The organism is Paenibacillus sp. OAE614 (genome assembly GCF_040546645.1).
Classification (GTDB): domain Bacteria; phylum Bacillota; class Bacilli; order Paenibacillales; family Paenibacillaceae; genus Paenibacillus_AQ; species Paenibacillus_AQ favisporus.
The window spans coordinates 4,904,701-4,929,258 of record NZ_JBEPOD010000001.1 but is presented as its reverse complement, the minus strand read 5'-3'; the positions used below and the strand labels follow the sequence as shown (position 1 = coordinate 4,929,258).

Sequence of the window (24,558 nt, the reverse complement as noted above, 5' to 3'; positions counted from 1 at the left end):
GGATGAAGCAAGTGAAGACAGGGGTTCGGCTGACGATCGTCTATATTTTGCTGGTCGCGCTGGCTCTGTTTATGATGGGACCGTTTCTCTGGCTGCTCAGCGTGTCTTTGATGCCGGGGAAAAACGTGTTCGCCAACCCGCCGGCCATCCTGCCGACGTTCATTGACTTCGACAATTACGTGAAGGTTTGGCAGTTCATGAACTTTCCGAAGTATATCTATAATACGGTCGTGATTACAGTACTCGGGGTTGTGACGAACGTCGTTCTCTCCAGCCTGACCGCGTATCCGCTGGCGACCTTTCGCTTCAAAGGAAGGGATCTCGTGTTTACCTTACTGGTGGCCACGATGATTATCCCGTCTTCGACAGCGATGATCGTGCATTATCTTACGATTCAGTCTCTGCATTTAACCGGGTCCTTTCTGGGGGTCGTACTGCCTTCGGCCGTGTCGGTGTTCAACATCTTTTTGATGCGCCAGACGTTTCTTGGAATTCCCTCGGACGTACGCGATTCGGGAAAAATGGACGGTGCCTCCGAGTTCCGGATCTGGTGGCAGCTGATTCTGCCCTTGGTGAAGCCGGCGATTGCGGTCATTTCGCTGCTGGAGATGATGGCGTTCTGGAACAACTTCCTGTGGCCGATCGTCGTGCTGGACGATCCGCAGAAGTATCCGCTCGCCGCGGCGCTGACGTACCTGAACGGCCAGTTCTCCTACAATTTCGGATGGATCGCAGCGGGAACGATGATCTCGGTGCTGCCGATTATTATCGTGTTCCTGTTTACCCAGCGTTACTACATGGAAGGCATGGCCGGCGCGATCAAAGGGTAAGATGGGCTAATTTACGCTAGGAAAGGAAGCTTGCAGACATGGAGAAAAGTCACAAACTGGTGTTCGTCCCTCTAGACGAACGTCCCTGCAACTATGAATTCCCGTATATGCTGGCGCAGGGAACCGAGTTTGAGATGGTCCGGCCGCCGATGGACATGATGGGTCTCAAAAAGCGCCCGGGCGATACCGAAAGGTTGTGGGCCTGGCTGGAGAAGGAGGCCGCTGACGCCGACGGGGCCATCATCGCCATAGACACGCTGCTGTATGGCGGCATCATCCCGTCGCGCCTGCATTACCTGAAGCCGGTGGAGCTTGCGAACCGGGTGGACCGGCTGCGGCGGCTGAAGGCACGGAATCCGAACTTGCGGCTCTTTGCCTTTCAGCTGATCATGCGCTGTCCGCAGTATTCAATCGCCGATGAGGAGCCGGATTACTACGGCGACTGGGGCCGGGAAATCTTCCGCAAAGGCTTTATCAGCCACCGGCAGGAGCTAGGGCTGGCCACGGCGGAAGAAAGCATGGAACTGGCCGAGATCGATACCCGGCTGCCCGCTGATGTGCTGCAGGATTACCTGGACCGCAGGGCGGTGAACATCGAGGCGATCGGCCGCGTGCTGGATGTGATTGCAGACGGCGGCATTGATTTTATGATTTTCCCTCAAGACGACTCGGCGCCATACGGTTATACGGCCAAGGATCAGCAGAAGGTCAGAGCGCAAATCTCTGAGCTCGATGTGGAGCTGCGGGCATACATGTATCCCGGCGCCGATGAGGTCGGATGCACCCTGCTGGCTCGCATGGTCAACGAAATCAAGGGGAGCACGCCGCTCATTTATCCGCGACTTGCGGCGGTTCAGGGAAGCTTCGTCACACCGCTGTACGAGGACCGGTACTTCTATGAGACGCTGAAGTATCAAATCATGGCGGCGGGCGGCTTAATCGCTTCCGGCTGCAGCGAGTCAGACTTGGTTCTGCTCGTGAATACGCCGGGTGAAACGATGGTCGAAGCCGTGTCCCAGGAGCACCCGTTCTTCGGTTACGACATCAACCGGAACATTATCGAGCTGGTGGAGTACGGGGATTACGTGATGCGGGTCCAGAGCAAGCCGGCAGCTGTCGCGGACGTCGGGTATGCGAACGGCGGCGATTTGAAGCTGGTGAAGCTGCTGCGACAAAACGGGATGCTGTTTAACCTGGCGGGTTATGCCGGATGGAATACGAGCTCCAATTCGCTGGGAACGGTCATTTCACAATCCATGCTGTACCTGCATTATGGCAGGACGCAGGAGCATCTTGACTTTCTGGCGCTGCGGTATGCCGAGGATGTCTGCTACTGCGCGGGCGTCCGGATAGAGCTGAACGCCGGTCTGGTTGAGCAGCTGGGGCTTAGCGTGTTCGAACTCGACGGCCAGCGCGGTGAAGTGTCCAGGCTGGTCAAGGAACGCCTAGGAGAAATGCTGGATCAGCGCATAAACAGCGATCAAGGGGTAGTGGAGATCACGGATTGCTTCATGCCCTGGAATCGTACATTCGAAGTTGGACTACAAGCGCGTTTTCATGCGAAACCGCCGATATATAGATAATAGTGGCTTTGATAAGCCACATAAAAAGATGAGAGAGGGTGGACATACTGGAGCCAATACTGCAATCTCTGCGATACTGCCTGATCGCATCCTGCCAGGCGCTGCCGGATGAGCCGCTGCACGGTGCACACATTATGGCCCGCATGGCCAAGGCCGCTGAAGAAGGCGGAGCGTCGGCGATCCGGGCCAACGGGGCGGACGACGTCCGGGCGATCAAGGCCGCGGTTTCGATCCCGGTGATCGGGATCATCAAGCGGGAGTATGCGGGATCGGACGTTTATATTACGCCTACGCTCAAGGAGGTGGAGGAGCTGCTTGAGGCTGGTGCGGACATGATCGCTTTTGACGCGACGGGACGTAGTCGGCCCGGCGGGGCCCGGCTGGAGTATCTGATCCAGCGGATGAAGCAGGCGGGCGTTGCCAGTATGGCGGATGTTTCGACGCTGGATGAAGCTGTTCATGCCGCTTCCCTCGGCGTTAGCTGCGTATCGACGACGCTGTCGGGATATACAAATTATTCGCCGCAGCTCGAAGGTCCCGACCTGAAGCTGGTTGAAGAAGCGGCGGCCCGGCTGAGCATTCCGCTCATTGCCGAAGGCCGGATTCACGAGCCTCACCAGGTCGAGGAGGCACTCAAGCTCGGCGCGCACGCCGTCGTGGTGGGCGGGGCCATTTCCAGACCGCAGCAGATCACGCGGCGCTTCTCGAACGCGGCCCGGAAGGCAGCCCAGTCGCTGAGAGCATGAGAAGGACGGGCGTCCACTGAATATGACTGGTTAATAAGGAAAGGAGCGTGGATAACGTTGATTCAAGAGCTGGTGGCTGATGTCATTATCATCGGCGGAGGACTCGGCGGAACGTCAGCCGCCCTGGCGGCGGCCAAAGCCGGGATGAAGGTGGTCGTGACCGAGGAGACCGATTGGCTCGGAGGGCAGCTGACCTCGCAGGCGGTTCCTCCCGATGAGCACCGCTGGATCGAAAGCTTCGGCTGCACGGCATCCTACCGGGAGTTCAGAAACCGGGTCAGGGATTATTACAAACGCAACTACCCGCTCAACGAGCAGGCGCTAAACGACCCAGAGCTCAATCCGGGGAACGCCTGGGTCAGCAGGGTGGCGCATGAGCCGAAGGTTGCCCTGCAGGTGCTGGAGGATATGCTGGCCCCATACGTCAACACTCGCCGGATCCAGGTTCTGCTTAACTCGCGCCCTGTTCACTGCGAGACGGCAGGTGATCAGGTGGCATCGGTTACGGTGGAGAAGACAGATGGGCAGACCAGGTATAAGCTGAGAGGCGCGTATTTTCTGGACGCTACTGAAACCGGAGAGCTTCTTCCCCTGGCGGGTGCGGAATATGTGAGCGGAGCTGAGGCGCGCAGCGAAACGAACGAGCCGCACGCGCTGGAGCAGGCCGATCCGCTTGATATGCAGTCCATCACCCATGTGGCGGCTGTGGAATACATCCCAGACGGCAACTTTACGATCCCGAAGCCCGACAGCTATGACTTTTGGCATGAATACAAGCCCTCATTTTCCACGTATCCGATCTTAAGCTGGTATGTGAACGAAGCCGAGGATACGTCCAAATTGCGGAGGTTTACGATGTTTCCGAACGACCAGGGGATCATGTCGCTGTGGGATTACCGGCGGATCGTGGCCCCCTCCCTGTGGCGCGTGCCGCTGAGCGACGGCGAGGTGACGCTGCTTAACTGGCCGATGAATGATTATTATCTGGGGCCTGTGATCGGCGTATCGGAGCAGGAGCGCAAGCGTCATCTGGAGGCGGCCCGCGGGCTTACGCTGTCGCTTGTGTACTGGCTGCAGACCGAAGCTCCCCGGCTTGACGGGGGATACGGGTATCCAGGCATCCGGCTGCGCGGGGACGTACTCGGCACGGAAGACGGCTTGGCGAAGTCCCCTTATATCCGGGAATCGCGGCGGATCCGTGCGCAGTACACGATCACCGAGCATGATGTCAGCCAGGAGCTTCGCGGCGCTAATGGAATCAAGCGGTATGAGGACAGCGTCGGCGTCGGAAGCTATTATTTGGACCTGCATCCGACGACGGTGAACCAGCGGGCTTTCTTTATTCCAAACTATCCTTATGAAATTCCGCTCGGATCGCTGATTCCGGTGCGGATGACCAACCTGCTTCCGGCATGCAAAAATATCGGCATGACGCAGATCGCCAATGGCTGCTACCGGCTGCATCCGACGGAATGGAACATCGGCGAATCCGCGGGACTATTAGCCGCTTATGCGGTGATGCACGGCATTCCTCCGCGTGAAGTAAGGGCCTCGGCAGCGCATTTATGCGATTACCAGGCGATGCTGGAGCGATATGGGGTTCAGCTTCACTGGCCGGAAGGGACATTGGAAATGTAGATGCCCTGTTTTACGCCATAAATATACGAAAAAGCCGGACGGCATCTTTCGGATGCTTGTCCGGCTTTCTTGCGTTACGTCTGCTTTTTATTTGTGGGTTGGCGGTTCAACTGTTGTTCCGATCCCTTGTCACTCAATCCGGAATTTTCTCCACCAGTTCCTGCTCCTTGCCGCCCGGTTCATTGGACAGCCCTGTGACCTCAATCAGCTTAAAGAACAGGCTGAGCACGATGCCCACGACCGTGGCGAGCGCCATGCCTTTAAATTGAACGGGGCCAAGGTTGAGCTGCACGCCGCTGATGCCGACGACCAGAACCAGCGTCGCCAGGATCATGTTGGTCGGCTTGGAGAAATCGACCTTTTGCTCGACGAAGATCCGCAGACCGGAAGCGGCGATGACGCCAAACAGCAGCAGGGATACACCGCCCATGACCGGCGTCGGAATGTTCGCGATAACCGAAGAGACCGTGCCCGAGAAGGACAGCAGGATCGCGATGACGGCCGCGCCGCCGATGACGAAGACCGAATATACTTTGGTCAGCGCCATGACGCCGATATTTTCCCCGTACGTCGTGTTCGGCGTGGAGCCGACAAAGCCGGATAGGATGGTCGAAATGCCGTTGCCCAGCAGCGAGCGGTTCAGTCCCGGGTCCTTCGACAAGTCTTTGCCCACGATGTTGCTCGTTACTAGCAGGTGGCCGATGTGCTCGACGATGACGACCAGGGATACCGGGATGATGGTCATGATGGCGGCCCAGTTCCAGCTTGGCGTTGTGACCGTCGGCATCGTGAGGAAGTGGGCGTTAGCGATCGCGTCCTTATTAACCATGCCAGGCATAAAGAAGGACAGAACGTACCCGACGACGATACCGATCAGAATGTGGATGATCTTCGGAAATCCGCGGAACAGAACCGCGCCGATGACGGTTACGCCGAGCGTCGTCATGGATAAAATGATGCTGTTCATGTCATAGGTCATCGCGCCGGAAGCCGCGTCTGCTTTCGGAAGCAGTCCGGCCATGCCTGCCGCAGTCGGCACCAGCTCCAGTCCGATCGTGGCGACGATCGCGCCCATGGCGGCCGGCGGGAACACGACGTCGATCCAGCCCGTACCCGCGAACTGGACGATCAGGCCCACGATGACGAAGATGATACCCGTAATGATGAAGGCCCCCAGGGCCAGCGGGTAATTTTCCTTCGGATTGTCGCCGAGCACGATCAGCACCGGAGAAATGAAAGCAAAGCTGGAGCCCAGATACGCCGGTATCTTAGCCCGGCAGATCAGGATGTACAGCAGGGTGCCGATCCCGTTCATCAGCAGGATCATGCCCGGATCAACGCCGAACAGGTTCGGCACGAGCACCGTGCTTCCGAACATGGCGAAGAGGTGCTGCAGGCTGAGCAGAAAGCCCGGACCCAAAGGAAGCCTTTCATTGACTTGAATTTCGCGTTGCAATTCGTTCACTCCCATACGTGATTTCGTCCATATCAATAAATTCATTCAATCTAATTTATCTGGAATTATGACATTTTTCAATCTTTTTTTTCACTCCCGGGGCGCAATTTGGCCAAAAAACTTGTTTGTTGTTCCCAGGCTTCCTGTTCCTGGCAGGAAATGTTGACGTAACGCCGTTCAAGCGTCATAATTATATAAAATCATTACATGACAGAACCTGCAAAGATGGATTATGACGCGGGTTCTATTTTATATAGAAGGGAAACGGAAACGACTAGAATGGGCATAGAGCGATTACTTGAAAAGGCTGGAGCCTATATAAAAGAGCCGGATTTGGACCGCATCAGGGAAGCCTATGAATTTGCGGAACAGGCCCATCACGGTCAGGTGCGCAAATCAGGCGAGCCTTATATCCTGCATCCGCTTGCGGTTGCAGATATTGTCGTGAACTTGATGATGGATACGACCTCCATCGTCGCCGCGCTTCTTCATGACGTGGTCGAGGACACGACCGTATCGCTCGAGGATATCCGTACCCGATTTGGCGCCACCTGTGCCATGCTTGTCGATGGACTGACCAAGCTGGAGCGAATCCAGTTCCGTTCCAAGGAAGAACAGCAGAACGAGAATTACCGTAAAATGTTTATCGCCATGGCGCAGGATATTCGTGTCATCGTCATCAAGCTGGCCGACCGCCTGCACAACATGCGTACATTGAAATACCAGTCCGAGGAGAGTCAGCGGCGGATCGCTTATGAGACGCTCGAAATCTTTTGTCCGATTGCCGACCGTCTCGGTATTTCAGCGATCAAGAGCGAAATGGAGGATTTGTCGCTCCGTTACCTCAATCCGCAGCAGTATTACCGCATCGCCAACCTGATCCACAAGAAGAAAGCTGAGCGTGAGCAGTTCGTCGAAAACGTCATCGTCCGTATCCGCGAAAAGCTGGAGGAGATGGGCATTGAGGGCGATTTGTCGGGACGGCCGAAGCATATCTACAGCGTCTTTAATAAAATGACGACCAAAAACAAGCAGTTCAACGAAATCTACGATTTGCTCGCGATCCGTATTATTGTGGATAACATTAAAGACTGTTATGCCACCCTGGGAATTATTCATACCCTGTGGAAGCCGATGCCGGGCCGGTTCAAGGACTATATCGCCATGCCGAAGGCCAACATGTACCAGTCGCTGCATACGACCGTAGTCGGGCCTAACGGTGAGCCGACCGAGGTTCAGATCCGGACCTGGGAAATGCACCGGACCGCCGAGTACGGGATCGCAGCCCACTGGGCTTATAAAGAAGGTACAACCGCCGTCGGCGGCAACTTTGAGAATAAAATGACCTTTTTCCGCGAGATTCTGGAGCTGCAGCATGAAGCCAAGGACGCTTCGGAATTTGTGGAATCGCTCAAAATGGACTTTTTCTCGGATCTTGTTTTTGTGTTTACGCCAAAAGGCGAAGTCATTGAGCTGCCTTCCGGCTCGGTGCCGCTGGATTTTGCTTACCGGATTCATACGGAGGTCGGAAACCGGACCATCGGGGCCAAGGTGAACGGGCGGATCGTACCGCTGGATCACCGTCTCAAAACCGGGGATATCGTTGAGATTTTGACGTCCAAGCATTCTTACGGACCGAGCGGCGACTGGCTGAAGATTGCCCAATCCTCGCATGCGCGAAGCAAGATCAAGCAGTGGTTCAAGAAGGAAAAACGGGAAGAGAACGTGGAGAAGGGCCGCGAAATGGTCGAGCGCGAGCTGAAGGGCCGCGGCCTGGACATCTCTGAATGGATGACGGACGAGAAGCTGCTGGAAGTGGCGAAGAAGTTTTCGTTCAACGATATCGAAGACATGCTGTCGGGCGTCGGCTTTGGCGGCATTACCGCAGCGCAGATTTGTACCCGCCTGACGGAGCGGCTCCGCAAGGAGCAGGAGGAAGCCAGCCTGCTGGAGCTCACGACCGAGAAGAAGGAAATCAAGCCGGCCGAGAAGAGATCGCGCCCGACCAACGGCGTCCGGGTCAAGGGGATCGACAACCTGCTCGTACGGTTCGCCCGCTGCTGCAATCCGGTGCCCGGCGACGACATCGTCGGTTATGTCACCCGCGGCCGCGGCGTATCGGTGCACCGCTCGGACTGTCCGAACATTCCGGCGTCGGGCGACGGTGAAGAAGCCGCACGCGTGATCGAAGTCGAGTGGGAAACCGAGATCGAGGCGAATTACAGCGTCGATATCGAAATTACGGGACATGACCGGAACGGGCTCCTGAACGAGGTGCTTCAGGCGGTATCGGAGAGCAAAACGAACATTTCGGCGGTGACCGGGCGCTCGGACAAAAACAAAATGGCGCTCATCCACATGACGATCCTGATCCGCAACACCGATCATCTGCAGTCGGTCGTGGAACGGATCAAGCGCGTGAAGGATGTGTACACTGTACACCGGATCATTCAGTAAGGATATTCAGTAAGGGGCCTGGGGAATGCACACTGCTCACCGGAGCATACGTTGGTTGACAACTCAGGTGCCCAGGGGAGCGGAACAAGCGAAGGAGCGTATAGAGACAGCATGAAAGTGGTTGTACAGCGCTGTAAGGAAGCGCAGGTTACGGTAGATGGGGAGGTCACGGGGGCGATCGGCCAGGGGCTGATGGTGCTCGTCGGCGTGACCCATGAGGACACGGAGAAAGACGCGAAATATTTGGCTGATAAGGTTGCCGGACTGCGCATTTTTGAAGATGATGAGGGGAAAATGAACTACAGCGTCATGGAAGTTGGCGGGGGCATACTGTCCGTGTCGCAGTTCACCCTGTACGGCGACTGCCGCAAAGGCAAACGTCCGAACTTCATGGCCGCGGCCAAACCGGATATCGCGGAGGGTTTGTACGAACAATTCAACCGCGAGCTCAGAGACAAAGGGCTTGAGGTCGCCACCGGCCGGTTCGGGGCAATGATGGACGTCACCTTTACCAACTGGGGGCCGGTCACGTTGATTATCGACAGCAAAGGGGCATAGAAACGGTAAATATCGGGCAAAATAGGGATGAGCATCCGCCATTTATATACACATAAGGAGTTCATCCAATATGCGCCAATCCGTTCAGACCCAAACGCTTCAGTCGCTGCCGCTTGCGCCGGTCGCCTCGCTGCACGAGGCCGCCAAGACGATGCAGGCCGTACGGGAAATCCCGTTTCCCTTATGGACCTTGTACACGAAGGGAATCGGCCGGCAGCAGACCATCCGGTAGTCGGCCCATGATTGTTTCAAGTAAATAGAACCGAGCAGAACCCTCTTTTGTTGCGAAAGAGGGTTCTTTTCTATTTATTACGAAAATCATCCCCCCCAATTTAACTTGCCTGGCTCGCAAACCGAAAATTCCGCCTCTTCTCCTTTCTTTCCTCGCGAATGGATCCGCGAGCATGTTATAAACGTGCGCGATTCGGGTAATAACAAGGCGTGGACCACTTATCCATGAAAGGAGAACGATATTCCATGAGCAAGGTTGCATTTTTGCTAGCGAACGCATTTGAAGATTCGGAAATGAAAGTCCCATATGATGAAGTCAACAAAGCGGGCCATGACACGGATATTATCGGCCTCCAGCAGGGTGAGAAGCTGACCGGTAAAAACGGCGAAGCCTCGTATACGGCGGACAAAGCTATCGCGGACGCGAAGGCGGCCGATTACGACGCCGTCGTCATTCCCGGAGGCTCTTCTCCGGAGAACCTGCGGCTGAACAAGGATTTGCTGAACTTCGTGAAGGAGATCAACAGCGCCGGCAAGCCGATCGCCGCGATTTGCCACGGCCCGCAAATTTTAATCAGCGCCGGTCTGCTGAAAGGCAGAACGATTACCTCGTACCCGCCGCTGCAGGATGACATGGTGAACGCCGGCGCGGAATTTAAGGATGAGGAGGTCGTCCTGGACGGCAACTTCATCACTTCACGGACTCCCAAAGACGAACCGGCCTTTGTCCGGGAACTGCTGAACGTGCTGTAAGGCTCCGGGAGTGCCTTGGAAGCTTTCGTTTTGTGATTCATGATTTTAAATAGAGATGGAGGTAATGTATCATGACGAAGCAAATTCAAGCGTACTTCAAAACCGAGGATGACGCGGAAAGCGCAAAAACGAAGCTGATTGGCTTCCAAACGGAGCACCTGGAGGTAAGCCGGCTTGGGGAGGGCATCGGCAGTGACCGCCGCATCCTGCTACCGATCGCCCCCGTCAATTTTAGCGGCAGCTCCAATGCTGCAGGAACGTCAGGTGCGGTAGGCGTGCCTACCGCTTACCCGGCCGCAGGCATCCCCGTGGTGGACGACCGGGATCCGGACGAGCTGTCCGAGGAGGACCGCGTACGCCGTGCGGACGAGGGAGGCGACCTGCTCTCGGGAGCGGTGGACGTGTCCCCGGACGATGAGGACTACCGGGACCTGGAGTACGTCCTTGCTGCCAAAGTGCCTGACGATTCTTATCAGGACGTTGTCAATAAACTGCGGGCAAGCGGCGGTTATGTGGAAATTTTCGACTGATTTCCTCACAAACCGATGTAAAGAAAGCGCTGGATAAAGCGCTTTCTTTTATGTAATATAACTGTAATATTAGTTTCATATTTCCTTAATATTGGCTGTCTATAATAACAGCATGACCCCCTTTTTTAATATATTACCTTATTGAACCTACAATATGGATTGTAGGTTTTTTCTTTGCAGAAAAGTCTGTAAATTGACAGCTGCATCCAATTTGTGACAGAGACTCTTGACTTTAGTGCAGCGGTTCATTACAATCTAAAAATAATCTAAAATCGATTTGATGACGGGACCAAGTAGTCCGTGCCCCACCATGCAGAGAGGAATCCCTTAGGCTGAGAGGATTCTATGGATGACCGGATGAATGACTTCCCCGAGAACAGGCGGCGAAAGTGGCTTGCGGCGCAGAATGTGCGCTGTTCCAGATCATGAGTAGACGTGCTGCGCTGAACGGGCGTTAATCGTTTGGAGCGGATACATAAGAAGTATCCGGAATGTGGGTGGTACCACGGGAATCAATGAATAACGATCTCTCGTCCCTGTTGGCTTGTTCAAGCGCAGGGGTGAGGGATTTTTTTGTTAGCCACAAATGATCTATGAAAAGAGGGGTTGCTATGGCTTACCAAAAACCGACGGGCACGCAGGATTTGCTGCCGGGCACGGTGGAGAAATGGCAGTTTGTCGAAGAAAAAGCCAGAGATTTGTGCCGGCGGTTCAATTACCGCGAAATCCGCACGCCGATGTTCGAGCAGACCGAACTGTTTGAGCGCGGCGTTGGCGAAACGACGGATATCGTCGAAAAAGAGATGTACACGTTCAAGGACAAGGGCGACCGCAGCATGACGCTGCGCCCGGAAGGCACAGCCGGCGTGGTCCGCTCCTACGTCGAAAACAAGCTGTACGGTGAACCCGATGTCACCAAGCTTTACTACATCGGCCCGATGTTCCGCTACGAGCGTCCTCAGGCGGGACGTTACCGCCAGTTCCATCAGTTTGGGATCGAGGCGTTTGGTGCATTGGATCCCGCCATCGATGCGGAAGTCGTCTCGCTCGGATACCAGTTCTGCAAAGACCTCGGCCTGCAGGGCGTGACCGTGGAAATCAACTCCGTGGGCAATCCCGCCAGCCGGGCGGCGTACCGCGAGAAGCTGCTCGCGTTTCTGACGCCGATGAAAGACACGCTGTGCAAGGACTGCCAGTCGCGGATGGAGCGCAACCCGATGCGGGTGCTGGACTGCAAGACCGACCAGGACAAATTCATCGATGCGCCATCGATTCTGGACAGCCTGGACGAGGAGTGCACCACGCACTTCGAGCAGGTGAAGGCGTACCTCACCGCGATGGAGGTCGACTTCAAGGTCAACCACCGGCTGGTGCGCGGCCTGGACTATTACACCCACACCGCCTTCGAATACAAGGCGCAGGGTATCGGCGCGATCGATACGATCGGCGGCGGCGGGCGCTATAACGGCCTCGTCGGCGAAATCGGCGGGCCGGACCAGCCGGGCATCGGCTTCGGCATCGGCCTCGAGCGGATCCTGCTGATCCTCGACAAGCAGGAGATCGACCTTCAAGCGGTGAAGCCGCTGGACGTGTACCTGGTGGCCCTCGGCGAAGCGGCCGACCGCGAAATCACCAAGCAGCTGTACCTGCTGCGCAAGGAAGGCTTTGCCGCAGAGCGTGACTACCTGAGCCGCAAGATGAAAGCGCAGATGAAGTCCGCTGACCGCCTGAAGGCGCGTTATACCGCGATTCTCGGGGACGACGAGCTGTCGCGCGGGGAAATCGCCCTGAAGTCGATGGAAACCGGCGAGCAGCAGACGGTGAAGCTCAGCGAACTGCATTTGGCATTACGTAAATCCGCCGAAAAGGCTGAATAAATATACCAATTAAAAGGGGAATGACAAAACATGCATAGGACCCATCAATGCGGTAGCCTGACCACCGCGAACATTGGAGAAACGGTAACATTAAACGGCTGGGTGCAAACCCGCCGTGACCTCGGGGGCGTCTTGTTTATCGACCTGCGCGACCGCAGCGGCATCGTGCAGATCGTATTCAATCCGGCATACTCCGGCGAAGCCTTGGCCATCGCCGACCGAGTGCGCAGCGAATACGTGCTGTCCGTCACAGGTAAAGTTGTGCAGCGCGACGCAGAAACGGTCAACCCGAACCTGCCGACCGGACAAATCGAAGTGCAGATTACCGAGATCGAAGTGCTGAACGGCGCCAAAACGCCTCCGTTCTTCATCGAAGACGGTGTGGAAGTTGACGAGTCGCTTCGCCTCAAATACCGTTACCTGGACCTTCGCCGTCCGGAAATGCAAAAAACGCTGCTGCTCCGCTCCAAAGCATCGAAGATCTTCCGTGACTTCCTGGACGGAGAAGGCTTCATTGAAGTCGAAACGCCAATCCTGACAAAAAGCTCCCCGGAAGGCGCACGCGACTATCTCGTACCGAGCCGGGTGCATGAAGGCGAGTTCTTCGCTTTGCCGCAGTCCCCTCAGCAGTATAAGCAGCTTCTGATGGTAGGAGGCATCGAGCGTTATTTCCAAATCGCCCGCTGCTTCCGTGACGAAGACCTGCGCGCCGACCGGCAGCCGGAGTTCACGCAGGTGGACATCGAAACGTCCTTTATGAACCAGGACGAGCTTCTGGGCATGATGGAGCAGCTGATGGCCCGCCTGTTCAAAGAAACGATTAACGTAGACATTCCTTTGCCTTTCCAGCGCCTGACTTATGCCGAAGCGATGGACAAATACGGCTCTGACAAACCGGACCTCCGGTTTGGGCTGGAATTGATCCAAGTCAGCGACCTGGTAGCTTCGAGCGGCGTCAAGGTGTTTGCTTCCGTCGTCGAAAAAGGCGGAGAAGTCAAAGTGCTGAACGCCAAAGGCTGCGGCACGTGGAGCCGTAAAGAAATCGACGATCTGGGTCCGTTCGCGGCCCGTTACGGTGCCAAAGGCTTGGCCTGGATTCAAGTCAAGGAAGGCGAGTTCAAAGGGCCGATCGTGAAGTTCTTTACGCCTGAAGAGATCGAAGCGCTGAGAGAGCGTACCGGGGCCGAAGAAGGCGACCTGCTGCTCTTCTCCGCTGACAATAAAAAAGTCGTAGCCGACGTGCTTGGCGCGCTTCGCCTGAAGATCGGCAAACAGCTCGGCCTGATCAACGAAAATGAGTTCAAATTTGCCTGGGTGGTCGACTTCCCGCTGCTTGAGTGGGATGAAGAAGAGAAACGTTACGTTGCTCTGCACCATCCGTTCACCCGTCCGCGCGACGAAGACCAGCATCTGTTTGAAACCGATCCGGGCAGCATTCTGGCCCAGGCTTATGACATCGTGCTGAACGGTTACGAAGTTGGCGGCGGTTCCATGCGGATCTACAAGCGTGACATGCAGGAAAAAATGTTCGCGGCCCTCGGCTTGTCGCCTGAGGATGCCAAAGACAAATTCGGCCACCTGCTGGATGCCTTTGAGTACGGCACGCCACCTCACGGCGGCATCGCGTTTGGTCTGGACCGGCTCGTGATGCTGCTCTCCGGACGCAGCAACCTGCGCGAAACGATCGCTTTCCCGAAAACGGCCAGTGCGACCGATCTGCTCATGGATGCACCGTCGCCGGTCGACCAAGGGCAGCTTGAACAGCTTCACATCAAGCTCGTGAAAAAGCCGGGGGAAGAAAAGAAAGTTCATTCTTAAGTTAAGGGAGGCCACCTGACGATATGCTTAATCAATTTTCACGTACGGAGCTGGCCATCGGGCCGGAAGGCCTGGAAGTCATGAAAAACAGCACGGTGGCGGTCCTCGGCATCGGCGGGGTGGGGTCCATTGCGGTGGAAGCCCTGGCCCGCACCGGGGTCGGCCGCATTATTTTGATCGATAAAGACGTGGTTGACATTACCAATATCAACCGCCAGATCCATGCACTGACGACGACCATCGGCCAGAAGAAGGCGGATCTGATGGTAGAGCGTGTCAAACTGATCAACCCGGACATCGATGCGATCGCATTGAACATGTTTTATACCGAAGAAACCTATCAGGAGCTGTTTAAGTATGAGCTGGATTACGTGCTGGACGCATCGGATACCGTGTCCTACAAAATCCATCTCATCAAAGAGTGCCTGAACCGCAAAATCCCAATAATTTCCAGCATGGGCGCGGCCAATAAAATGGACCCGACCAAATTCCAGGTTGCGGATATTTCCAAGACGACGATGGATCCGATCGCCCGGGTCATCCGGACAAAACTGCGCAAAGACGGCATCAAAAAAGGCGTCAAGGTCGTGTTCTCGACCGAAGAGCCGATCAAGCCGCGCGTAGACGTGACGGAAAAAATCGTTCCGGAGAACGCGCCGGAGATCCGTAAGGCAAAGCAGCCGCCGGCCAGCAACGCCTACGTACCTCCTGTCGTCGGCCTCATCATGGTGAGCGTTGCCGTGAAGGACCTGCTCGCCAAAGCAGGGATTCAGGTATAACGAACATTCCGGAGCCGACCGGAAGACGCTCGCGAAATAACGGGCATAACTGAAGCAAGTGATGGCGCGCGAGGCCGTATAACGGCGCTCGCGCCTTTTATTTTACAAATATGGTATAAATAAAATAGGTTGGACACCGTTTGTCGAACAGGAGGACTATTGTTGAAATCTAGTTTTTGGCACCGCAGCCTGGGGCTGCTGCCGGGGGACAGCTGGAAGAAAGAATGGATTGCGGGTGCTGTTTCGTATTTTTCCGTCGTATATATTGTGATGGTTAACGCGAATATTTTGCACGACGCAGGGATGCCGCTGAAGGCCGCCATGGTGGGAACGCTACTGACGTCGGTTGTGGGCTGCCTCCTGATGGCCTTTGGCGGCAAGTCGCCGATTGTGGTCGTACCGGGCATGGGCATCAACGCCTTCTTCACGTACACCCTGGTGCATTCCATGAAGCTGTCCTGGCAGGAAGCGCTGATGGTCGTCGCGGTCACGGGCGTATTATTTTCGATCGTTTCCTTTACGTCCTTGTACCGGATCGTGAGCGAGGCCATCCCGCACAACCTGAAGCACGGCATTACGGTAGGGATCGGGCTGTTTCTGACGTTTATCGGGCTGCAGAAAAGCCAAATCGTGATCGCCCACCAGACGACTTTTGTCACCATCGGGCATTTCAGCGATCCGGCTGTCATCGTGTCCTGCTTTACGCTGCTGCTTGCCCTGATTTTGTTTATCCGGGGCGTGCAGGGAGGACTGCTCATCAGCATTCTGCTGGGAACGGGACTGGCTTATCTGCTCGGTGCCGTCAAGCCGGTACAGCTCGAATCCGGACATACCTTCCGCCAGTACGGGGAACTGTTCGGCCATCTGTCAGTGGCAGGGATCGGCAGCCTGGTGTTCTGGATCGCCGTCTTTCTGCTGCTTCTGATCGTCGTCTTTGAAAATATCGGCCTTATCGCGGCGCAAACCCAGATGATCGGCCGGCCGGAACATTTTAAAGGCAGCCTCCGAGCGCTGTCGATATCGAACATCTTCGCCGGAATATTCGGGAGCAGTCCCGTGGTGGCGGCTGCGGAAACCTCCGCCGGGATTGCCGCCGGGGGGAGAACCGGGCTGTCGGCGCTCGTATCCGGCCTGCTGTTCGGAGCGACCTTTTTCTTCATTCCGCTTCTGAGCTACATACCGGACAGTGCTATCGCGCCTGTACTGATCGTGATCGGCGGGCTGATGGTCCAGAACGTCAAAGAGATGGAGTTTACGGATTTGACCGAAGCGTTCCCGGCATTTCTCATTATGGTCATGATCCCTTTTACGTACAGCATTGTGGACGGCATGGCTTTCGGCTTTATCGCTTACCCGGTGGTAAAGCTGGCCCAGGGCAGAGGCCGGGAGGTTTCGCCTGTGCTGTACGGCATTGCCGTACTGTTTGTGGCAAACTTCGTGCTGCATGCATTCCTCTAAGGCATAAATCGCGGAAGTGGAATCCCGGGACCCGCTTAAGGGCGGGTGGATCTTTCCGGTTTGGGGTAATGGATAGGGACAGCTAAGCAGCTGTCCTGAACCGTTTTTTCAGTGAATTTTTTAGGAGGATTTCAAGAGATGACACTTATTCAATCGTTTACCGAAGGGCAGGAAATTACGGGCTTCTATCTGCTGAAATCGCTGCAGGTCAAACAGACGAACGCCACGCCGCCCAAGGATTATTTGGATATGATCTTATCGGATACGAGCGGGGAAATCCCGGCGAAACTGTGGGATACCTCCTCGACGGACAAGGAGACGTTCTTTGCACCTATGCTTGTCAAAGTGCGGGGTATCGTCCAGCTGTACCGGGAGCGACTGCAATTTAAAGTAACGCAGATTCGGCCGGCCAAGGATGAAGACGGGTACAGCATCACCGATTTCGTACGGTCGGCTCCCGTGCAGCCGGCGGACCTGGTCTATACGATCAAGGCGGCGGCGGCAAGCGTCCAGGATCCCGAGCTCCGCAAAATTATCGAGCACTGCTACGGCAAGGTTGGGGATAAGCTCATGCATTATCCGGCTGCCAAAGGCATGCACCATGCTTTTTATGCCGGCCTGGCCTACCATGTCGTACGGATGCTGGAGCTGGCCGAGTTCGTGTGCATGCAGCGGCCGTTTTTGAATCGGGATCTGCTCGTGGCGGGTATTATTCTACACGATATCGCCAAGACGGAAGAACTGACGGCGGAGCTGGGCATCGTCAGCGAGTACAGCTTCACCGGTAAGTTGATCGGCCACATTCCGCTTGCGGTCAGCTGGATTACGGAGGCGGCGGTGCTTCACGGCATGGACCTGAACGCGGAGAAAATCGTGCTGCTGCAGCACGTTATTCTGGCCCATCATAACTTGGCCGAGTGGGGCAGTCCGGTGCAGCCGCAAATACCGGAGGCGCTTGCCCTGCATCTCATCGACCAGATGGATGCCAAGCTGCAAGCCGCCGAAGACGCCATCGATACGATGTCCATGGCGGATGAATGGACCACGCCCGTACGGGCGCTGGAGAACAAGGCGTTTTACCGTTCGAAATACGGCAAGGCTTAACGTTGTGTGCATTTTCGTCTGATTTCCGGACTTTATACGATATACGATCCTGAATTCATAAATAATGGGGAATGTTAAAACAGTCAGTGTGCGTTGACCCGCCCTGGCTGTTTTTTGATCTTCAGCGGAAAAACAACGCATTGGGCAGCCGGATCTTCCACCATCTGAGAAGCGGCTGAGCGGAGGGGCGATGGCTGCGCAGGAATCAGATTGCGATTTTTCCGGTTTATGGTAAAATCTTCACCAATACAAATGGCTATTGAGATCCATGATGAAATAAAGGAGCATGCCCTTGAGAAATGTAACGGTGGGAATGATTATTCGAAGGCTGCTAATTTTTGCTTTTGCCGCGCTGCTGCTGTTCCAGCTGGTCGACTGGCTCCCATGGAGAGACGGCAACCGGCTTATGATCGCGGACTTGAAAAACGACGGCCGGGTTACGGCGTATCCGGTGAACCGGAAACTGAACATGGATGACGATACATTTACATTAAAGGAACTGTACACCACCTCCAAGCGAACCGCGATCCGCTACGCCTTCCGTAAAAAGATGAGGGACGGGTGGTCCTTCCCGACGGCTTCCGTCAAGCTGATGGACGCATCAGGAAACGAACTGATCCAGCACGGGGCGAGCAGCACCGGAGTGCCATGGGGAGAGAACGGATGGATCTATTTTGACCCGCTGCCTGCGGGGACGAAGAAGCTGACCCTCCGCTATGATTGGTATGACCGGCAGAGTGAGCTGCCGATTCTCCTGGAGAAGGAGGAGAGCGCCGAATGAAGATCAGCAGGCTGGGCGGAGTGCTGGAATGGTGTGCGGTCCTGATTTTGTTCATCATCCTGCTGTGGGTAACCGGATTGGATCGCGGCAGCTTTACGGCGCAGGGCGCCCATGAGCTTTCCGAGCGAAGCTATCATTACGGGCCGTCCAAGGTCGTGAGGAAGGTTCAGGTGGATCAGGATACGGTGGTGTTCCTTGGCACCTACAAGCAGTGGTTTTCTGCCGATACGGTCACCTGGAGCCATTTTAAATGGCACCCCAGCGGAGGTGTTGCCGGTGTGCCCAAAAACCCGGAAAAACCGCTGACCTACAGCTGGGATGTTAAGAGCACCGGGTCGGATGGCGGGCTGGCCAAATTTTACGGTTATGTCAACGATCCCGACATCGTTACCGTGGAACTGGGTGTGGTGATGGAGGACCGCGGCAGCAATACAGCGACGTCCGGATCGGAGCGGCAGCGCATATCGGATGACCGCATGTTCCTGTTTGTGTGGAAAACGGAGGGACGGGATTTCTCATGGCAATCCATCAAAGGACTGGACCGGGAGGGAAAGGTCAGGTACGAGCATAAGCTGCAGTAACGCCGCAAAAGTGGCAGCACGGGAAACATAGGTCGTCTTTATTCCTTTCCCCGGTCCCCGGGAATCTGAAATCCCTATGGTAAAATGCCTCCGGATTATGATATACTGAATATCCTTTTTAAGCGCGGCTTATGGATAATAAACCTTAAGCATTGGCTTACAAGAGCAGGAGCGGTTAACCCGCTCCTTAATACTTTTAGGAGGTAACTGAAATTGGAGACCGATTTTCAAAGTGCCTATCAAGAGGAAGAGAGTAGGCTAAATGCGACGATCGCTGAGATCGACCGCCAGCTCGAGAGGCTGCGCGGCATTCCGGTATACACCGGGCATGATTTTACGGAACAGGTGTTGGAAGCGGGCCGGGAAGAGAAGCGCCAGGCCCTGGCCAAAAGCCTGCAGGAGCCTTATTTCGGCAGACTGGATTTCCAGGAAGGAACCGGGAAGCGCAAGCCGCTCTACATCGGAAAAATCGGCGTAGACCAAGCGGAGGTCGGCGACCAGCCGATGGTCATTGACTGGCGGGCGCCGGTGGCCAGCCTGTTCTATTCGTTTACGGGCGGGGAAGAAACGGCTTCGTACGAAGCGCCTGAGGGCATCATCGAAGGGCTGGTGTATTTGAAGCGGAACGTGGTGATCCGCAAGCAGATTTTGGAGAGGGTGGCCGATACATACAACCGCGAGAGCGACCAGCCCGCCGTGTCCGACGAGTTTCTCGTGTACCGGCTGGGCGAGAACAAGGACAATCGCCTGCGGGACATCGTGTCGACGATCCAGGCGGAGCAGGACCGGATCATCCGGGCCGCGCGGAACACGGCGCTCATCATCCAGGGGGTGGCGGGAAGCGGTAAAACAACCGTGGCGCTGCACCGCCTGGCTTTTCTGCTGTACCAGTACAAGGACCAGGTGTCGGCGGACAAAATGATCATTTTTGCCCCGAACCACATGTTCCTGGATTACATCTCCGACGTGCTGCCTGAGCTCGGGGTCGGGGATATCCAGCAGAGCACGTTTGCGGACTGGGCACTCCAGCTGCTGGGGCTTGACCTTCCACTGGCTGATAACGAAGAAACGCTGCGGTATTGGTTCGAGACGCCGGGAGGCATGCCGGAAATCACCGATAACGTGCCGGGACGGTTCAAGGGATCGATTGGATTCATGCAGATGATCCGTGACTGCTTGTCGTCCATGGAATCGAGTTCAGTGCCTCCCGGCGATTTTATGCCGTGGGAAGGGGCAACTTTGGCTAGAGAGACGATTCTGCATTGGTTCAATGAGGAATATAAGCCGTACCCGCTGGCGAAGCGAAAAGAAAGGGTCATGGCCAGAATCCACCGCTGGATCGAAATGGAGCTGAAAAAGTCGCCTTCGGCGGCAGCGCTCAAGGACCGGAAGAAGAAAGCGGCGCAGCGTGAAAAGTCGTATGCGAACAAATGGCCGAAATACGAGCCGCTGCTGCTGTACAAGCAGATGTTCAAAGCCGTCAAAACGGCCGGTGGCTGGCCCGAGGAAGCGCTGAGCGGCATCCCTGCCGCGGTGCTGAAGAAGTCTACCCAGTCCGACTTGAAAAAGGACATCATCCGGGAAGAGGATCTTCCGGCTCTCCTTTATATGCACTACCTGCTGAACGACATTACGGGGGAGCAGCGCTTTGACCATATCGTCATCGACGAAGCGCAGGATTTCTCCCCGTTTCAGGTGGCGGTACTGGACTTGTTCGTGCGGGGACACTCCTTCACGATCCTGGGCGACTTGTCGCAAGGGATTCACGCCTACCGCGGCGTCCACAGCTGGGAGGAGATGAGCTCGCTGTTCGCTCCGGAGAACACCGCCTACTTTGCCCTGACGCGAAGCTACCGCTCGACGATGGAAATTATCGAATTTGCCAACGGTATCCTGGAAAATGGTGTGAAGAGCGATCTGCTTGCCGTACCCGTTTTCCGGAGTGGCAATCCGGTGCGCATTCTTCCGTATCATACGGGAGAAGCGGGGAGGGTCCGCTCCCTTCAGGAAGGGCTGCAGCAGCTGGCTGGCGGCGATTACCGGACGGTAGCCATTCTAACGAGGACGCTGGCCGACGCCGCCAGGCTGCATGAGCAGCTGGCCCCTGGAATGCCCGACCTGCATTTGATAGACGGTGGCAAAAAGGCGTATGAAGGCGGTTTATCGGTTCTACCCGTGTATTTGTCCAAAGGTCTGGAATTCGACGCAGTCATCGTGGCCGATGCGGATCTTGCCCATTACGGCGATCAGGCCTGGGATGCCAAGCTGATGTACGTCGGCTGTACGCGCGCGCTGCATGAGCTATGGATTATGCATGAGGATGCAGTGCCGCAATATTTGAACAACCCGCAGGAGGATATCGTCACAAGCGGGTGGAAATAGCATCGAACGCAGACCGTTCCTTTTTCAAGGGACGGTCCTTTTTTTGTGATAACAGTTGCAGCCCAACTTTTCAAAATACGATTGACAGTTCCTGGGAGGGAAGATATACTGAAGACAAATGAATGAATGGTTCATTCATAAAAATGGGTAAAGGCGGTCGATCGAATATGAACAATACGGTAGGGTTCCACAATAGCCGGACGCTTGAAGGCAAATATATTGTGATCACAGGAGCCACCAGCGGCATTGGTTACGCGGCGGCAAAGGCATTGGTGCTGAAAGGGGCGAAGCTGGGCATCGTGGCCCGCAGCCGCAGTAAAGCCGCGGAATTGTCGGCAGAGCTGGGTAAGATGACAAACGGGGAAGCCCAGGTAGACTGCTTCATTGCGGATATGTCGTCCCAGCAGGATATCCGCCGCGCAGCGGCCGAAATATTGAACCGCGTTCCACGGATCGACCGCCTAATCAACAACGCGGGAACGATGTTTGTCAAGAAGAAGCTGTCCGAGGACGGCCTGGAAATGACCTGGGCGGTGAACCATCTGGGCCCGTTTCTCCTGACCAGCCTGCTGCTGGATCGGCTGAAAGCGAGCGGCGATGCCCGGATTATTACGACCTCCTCCCACGGCCACAAAATGGCGAAAAGAGGCATAGATTTCACCGATTTGAACGGTGACCGCCTGTACAGCGGACCAAAGGCGCTTCTCGGAGGCGCGAATCTCCGCTATGGCCAGAGCAAGCTGGCGAACATTTTGTTCACCGCCGAGCTGGCCAGAAGGCTCAAGGGTACGGGAGTTACGGCCCACTGTTTTGATCCCGGTCTGGTGGCGACCAACTTCAACCAGGATAACGGAGGGTTGGCCCGGCTGACGATGGCCTGTATGAAGCCTTTTTCCCGAACGCCTGAACAAGGGGCCCAGACGCTCGTATGGCTCGCAGAATCATCGGAGCTTCTGCTGAAGAGCGGCGGTTATTACGCGGACATGAAGCTGGAGACGCCTTCCGATGCTGCGCGGGATGAAGCTGGCGCGAGCCGTCTATGGCAGGTGAGTGAAGAGCAGACCGGACTCCTTGCCGGACCGGGCTTACGACGGATACAATAAAAGCAGGGATGACTGATAAAAAGGAGGTCGCCGACGTGGCACCGCTGAACGAGCAGCAGTTGGAACAAATTCATGATGAACGCAGGGAACAGATCAAGAAGGCGGCGCTGAAGGTGTTCGCCCGGCACGGAATCAACGGAACGAAAATGAGCATGATTGCCGCCGAAGCGGGAATCAGCCAAGGGCTGTCTTACCGCTACTTCAGCTCCAAGGAAGAGCTGTTTACCGAACTCGTACAGGAGGCGATGGAGGAGGCGCAGCACTCGATGAAGGAGCTGGGGCGTATGCCGGGAAGCCCTGCCGAGCAAATCCGCGTCCTGACGGAGGCTATGCTGGAGGGCGACAATAAGGATGCCTTTCTGCTGATCCACCAGGCTCAAACCTCGAGCGATGTTCCGGAGCGGGCGAAGGAAATGATCGGGCGATATTCGCCGGAGGATACGATTGAGCAGCTGGTCCCGATTCTGGTCAAAGGCCAGGAAGCAGGCGAATTTCGCGAAGGAGACCCCCGCCGGCTGCTGTTTCTCTATCTGTCTGCGCTGACGGGCTTAATGCTGCAGGAGGTACCGGGACAACCGGATTATTGGCGGAATGAGAGCGACCTTCTGATGGGAATTCTCCTCCGTTAGCCCGGTGCAGCAGCGGTGGTAAAGAATATCCTATCATCATTGAAGAGGTAAAGAATATTTATATCCGTTCTTTCACTTGCTGGAATTCCCAAAATATGAGTTAATAAAGGTGTCGGACGGCCGACGATTCTGTATGAAAGGAGGCTGATGCAATTTGATCACACAATACGAGGTGGTCTTCGCGTAAGCGAAGCCCCGCAGTATCGGGGGGCCGATCGGCTCCCCTTATACCGTTTTATTAAAATATATGGGTACATAATTCGAAAGGAGGCGAAAACAGCATGATCCAAGCATTTAGCGGGTTTGAAACAACCGTCGGAACTGGACATCTGTTGAAGTTTAAGGAGGACGTTTATCGTGAATTACAAAAACGGGAGGGATGTGCTTCCCCCTAGTTTGCTGAAGGAACTTCAGAAACATATTGAGGGCGAGCTGATTTACATCCCGAAGAGAAGCAACGAACGCGTCGGATGGGGTGTAAACAGCGGGACACGGCAAATGATCGAACGCAGAAACGAGGAGATCTTTGCTCTTCATTGCCAAGGTCATTCAATCGAATACTTGAAACAGGCTTTCCACCTGTCTCAGGAGAGCATCCGTAAGGTGATTTTTAAGAAACGGTCGGAACACGCCGCGGATGCCTCGAAACAAAAAGTGTCGGCACGCCAGTAGGCTATAACACCTCCCCATCTATGCGTAAAATAGATCGGAGGAGAAATATATGATGGAACACCACTATGTACAAGAGAAATTGATGGAATACAAATACGCGGATCTGCACAGACGAAGGAGCCGGTTGCTGCGTGCAACGGAAAAACCTGTGGAAAGCACGGTACAGCTGTATGCCGGTTGGAACAGTCCATGGCCAGGTATGCTCTCGCGTTTGTTCCGCTCTAAAATGCGGCAGCAGTAAAGAGTGCGCCAGCGTTAAACCCTCTTTTTCATATGCTCGAAATGGCTCAGCAGGCGGGCCGTTTCTAAAGAAACCGTTCGGATGCTGAACGGTTTTTTGCTGTTTAAGATTATAGAATTTATAAATTTCAGCGAAGCTGAACCATTCTATGATCGCAAGAAAAACTTCAGCTAAACGCGGTCTGTCTTCTTTGAAAGTACGTCGATAGACGTTTTTCATATGCCCGGGAGTCCGCCTCCTTCCTTCTTTTGGCTGCGGTTACAAAGCAATAGCATCGGGGCTAAGCAGTAAGGTACAATGAAGAGGGGGCATATTCAAGCGGTTACGAAAGCAAAAGGACATGCTGCACCC

Annotated in this window: 22 protein-coding genes; 20 read left to right on the top strand and 2 right to left on the bottom strand. The window is 55.3% G+C overall.

Annotated features, from left to right (window positions below):
• The first annotated feature begins 71 nt into the window (after positions 1-71).
• The 4 genes from ABIE48_RS22735 to ABIE48_RS22720 are packed head-to-tail and all read left to right on the top strand — an operon-like array spanning position 72 to position 4,797.
• Entirely contained in the window at positions 72-830 is a 759-nt protein-coding gene (locus tag ABIE48_RS22735) for a carbohydrate ABC transporter permease (RefSeq protein ID WP_373319006.1), read from the top strand.
• Between the two features lie 38 nt (positions 831-868).
• Positions 869-2,413, top strand: coding sequence for a DUF4127 family protein (locus ABIE48_RS22730; RefSeq protein WP_192715814.1), 1,545 nt, complete (start codon positions 869-871; stop codon positions 2,411-2,413).
• 38 nt (positions 2,414-2,451) lie between these two features.
• Positions 2,452-3,159: an N-acetylmannosamine-6-phosphate 2-epimerase gene (locus ABIE48_RS22725; RefSeq protein WP_483312662.1), complete on the top strand. Its 708-nt coding sequence runs from the start codon at positions 2,452-2,454 to the stop codon at positions 3,157-3,159.
• Between the two features lie 57 nt (positions 3,160-3,216).
• Positions 3,217-4,797 (top strand): FAD-dependent oxidoreductase, encoded by a 1,581-nt coding sequence (locus ABIE48_RS22720; RefSeq protein ID WP_354519705.1) that lies wholly within the window; start codon positions 3,217-3,219, stop codon positions 4,795-4,797.
• 133 nt (positions 4,798-4,930) lie between these two features.
• Here the strand turns inward: ABIE48_RS22720 and uraA are convergent, their stop codons facing one another.
• Positions 4,931-6,253, bottom strand: coding sequence for a uracil permease (uraA, locus tag ABIE48_RS22715; RefSeq protein WP_192715873.1), 1,323 nt, complete (start codon positions 6,251-6,253; stop codon positions 4,931-4,933).
• Positions 6,254-6,532: 279 nt separating this feature from the next.
• On the opposite strand from uraA, the gene ABIE48_RS22710 reads away from it, so the two are divergent.
• From ABIE48_RS22710 to ABIE48_RS22635, 16 genes are all read left to right on the top strand, one after another.
• The gene (locus tag ABIE48_RS22710) at positions 6,533-8,710 is read left to right on the top strand and encodes a RelA/SpoT family protein (protein WP_076176994.1); all 2,178 of its coding nucleotides are present in this window, start codon (positions 6,533-6,535) and stop codon (positions 8,708-8,710) included.
• 111 nt (positions 8,711-8,821) lie between these two features.
• Entirely contained in the window at positions 8,822-9,268 is a 447-nt protein-coding gene (dtd, locus tag ABIE48_RS22705; RefSeq protein ID WP_145023269.1) for a D-aminoacyl-tRNA deacylase, read from the top strand.
• A 70-nt stretch (positions 9,269-9,338) separates the two neighbouring features.
• Complete coding sequence (locus ABIE48_RS22700; RefSeq protein ID WP_163879807.1) at positions 9,339-9,500, top strand: hypothetical protein; 162 nt, start codon at positions 9,339-9,341, stop codon at positions 9,498-9,500.
• 245 nt (positions 9,501-9,745) lie between these two features.
• Positions 9,746-10,252, top strand: coding sequence for a type 1 glutamine amidotransferase domain-containing protein (locus tag ABIE48_RS22695; RefSeq protein ID WP_145023271.1), 507 nt, complete (start codon positions 9,746-9,748; stop codon positions 10,250-10,252).
• A 71-nt stretch (positions 10,253-10,323) separates the two neighbouring features.
• Positions 10,324-10,782: a hypothetical protein gene (locus ABIE48_RS22690; protein ID WP_145023273.1), complete on the top strand. Its 459-nt coding sequence runs from the start codon at positions 10,324-10,326 to the stop codon at positions 10,780-10,782.
• Positions 10,783-11,393: 611 nt separating this feature from the next.
• Positions 11,394-12,659, top strand: a complete 1,266-nt coding sequence (gene hisS, locus ABIE48_RS22685; RefSeq protein WP_145947350.1) for a histidine--tRNA ligase — start codon at positions 11,394-11,396, stop codon at positions 12,657-12,659.
• Between the two features lie 30 nt (positions 12,660-12,689).
• Positions 12,690-14,477 (top strand): aspartate--tRNA ligase, encoded by a 1,788-nt coding sequence (aspS, locus tag ABIE48_RS22680; protein ID WP_089548342.1) that lies wholly within the window; start codon positions 12,690-12,692, stop codon positions 14,475-14,477.
• A 23-nt stretch (positions 14,478-14,500) separates the two neighbouring features.
• A complete protein-coding gene (locus ABIE48_RS22675) occupies positions 14,501-15,256 on the top strand; it encodes a tRNA threonylcarbamoyladenosine dehydratase (RefSeq protein ID WP_076177000.1) in 756 nt (251 codons plus the stop codon).
• A gap of 162 nt (positions 15,257-15,418) precedes the next feature.
• Positions 15,419-16,714 (top strand): NCS2 family permease, encoded by a 1,296-nt coding sequence (locus ABIE48_RS22670; RefSeq protein ID WP_145023277.1) that lies wholly within the window; start codon positions 15,419-15,421, stop codon positions 16,712-16,714.
• Positions 16,715-16,852: 138 nt separating this feature from the next.
• A complete protein-coding gene (locus ABIE48_RS22665; protein WP_145023279.1) occupies positions 16,853-17,818 on the top strand; it encodes a 3'-5' exoribonuclease YhaM family protein in 966 nt (321 codons plus the stop codon).
• A 292-nt stretch (positions 17,819-18,110) separates the two neighbouring features.
• A complete protein-coding gene (locus ABIE48_RS22660) occupies positions 18,111-18,599 on the top strand; it encodes a DUF5643 domain-containing protein (RefSeq protein ID WP_186325953.1) in 489 nt (162 codons plus the stop codon).
• On the top strand, positions 18,596-19,180 hold the full coding sequence (locus tag ABIE48_RS22655; RefSeq protein WP_192715813.1) for a DUF5044 domain-containing protein: 585 nt from the start codon (positions 18,596-18,598) through the stop codon (positions 19,178-19,180). The genes ABIE48_RS22660 and ABIE48_RS22655 overlap by 4 nt, the downstream gene beginning before the upstream one ends.
• Positions 19,181-19,393: 213 nt before the next feature.
• Entirely contained in the window at positions 19,394-21,562 is a 2,169-nt protein-coding gene (locus tag ABIE48_RS22650; RefSeq protein ID WP_354519700.1) for a HelD family protein, read from the top strand.
• A 167-nt stretch (positions 21,563-21,729) separates the two neighbouring features.
• Positions 21,730-22,665, top strand: coding sequence for an SDR family oxidoreductase (locus ABIE48_RS22645; protein ID WP_192715811.1), 936 nt, complete (start codon positions 21,730-21,732; stop codon positions 22,663-22,665).
• A gap of 35 nt (positions 22,666-22,700) precedes the next feature.
• Positions 22,701-23,294, top strand: a complete 594-nt coding sequence (locus ABIE48_RS22640) for a TetR/AcrR family transcriptional regulator (protein ID WP_354519698.1) — start codon at positions 22,701-22,703, stop codon at positions 23,292-23,294.
• A 357-nt stretch (positions 23,295-23,651) separates the two neighbouring features.
• Positions 23,652-23,966 (top strand): CD3324 family protein, encoded by a 315-nt coding sequence (locus ABIE48_RS22635; RefSeq protein WP_076177008.1) that lies wholly within the window; start codon positions 23,652-23,654, stop codon positions 23,964-23,966.
• Between the two features lies 1 nt (position 23,967).
• On the opposite strand, the gene ABIE48_RS22630 is transcribed toward ABIE48_RS22635, so the two are convergent.
• Positions 23,968-24,426: a hypothetical protein gene (locus tag ABIE48_RS22630; RefSeq protein WP_192715810.1), complete on the bottom strand. Its 459-nt coding sequence runs from the start codon at positions 24,424-24,426 to the stop codon at positions 23,968-23,970.
• Between the last annotated feature and the right edge of the window lie 132 nt (positions 24,427-24,558).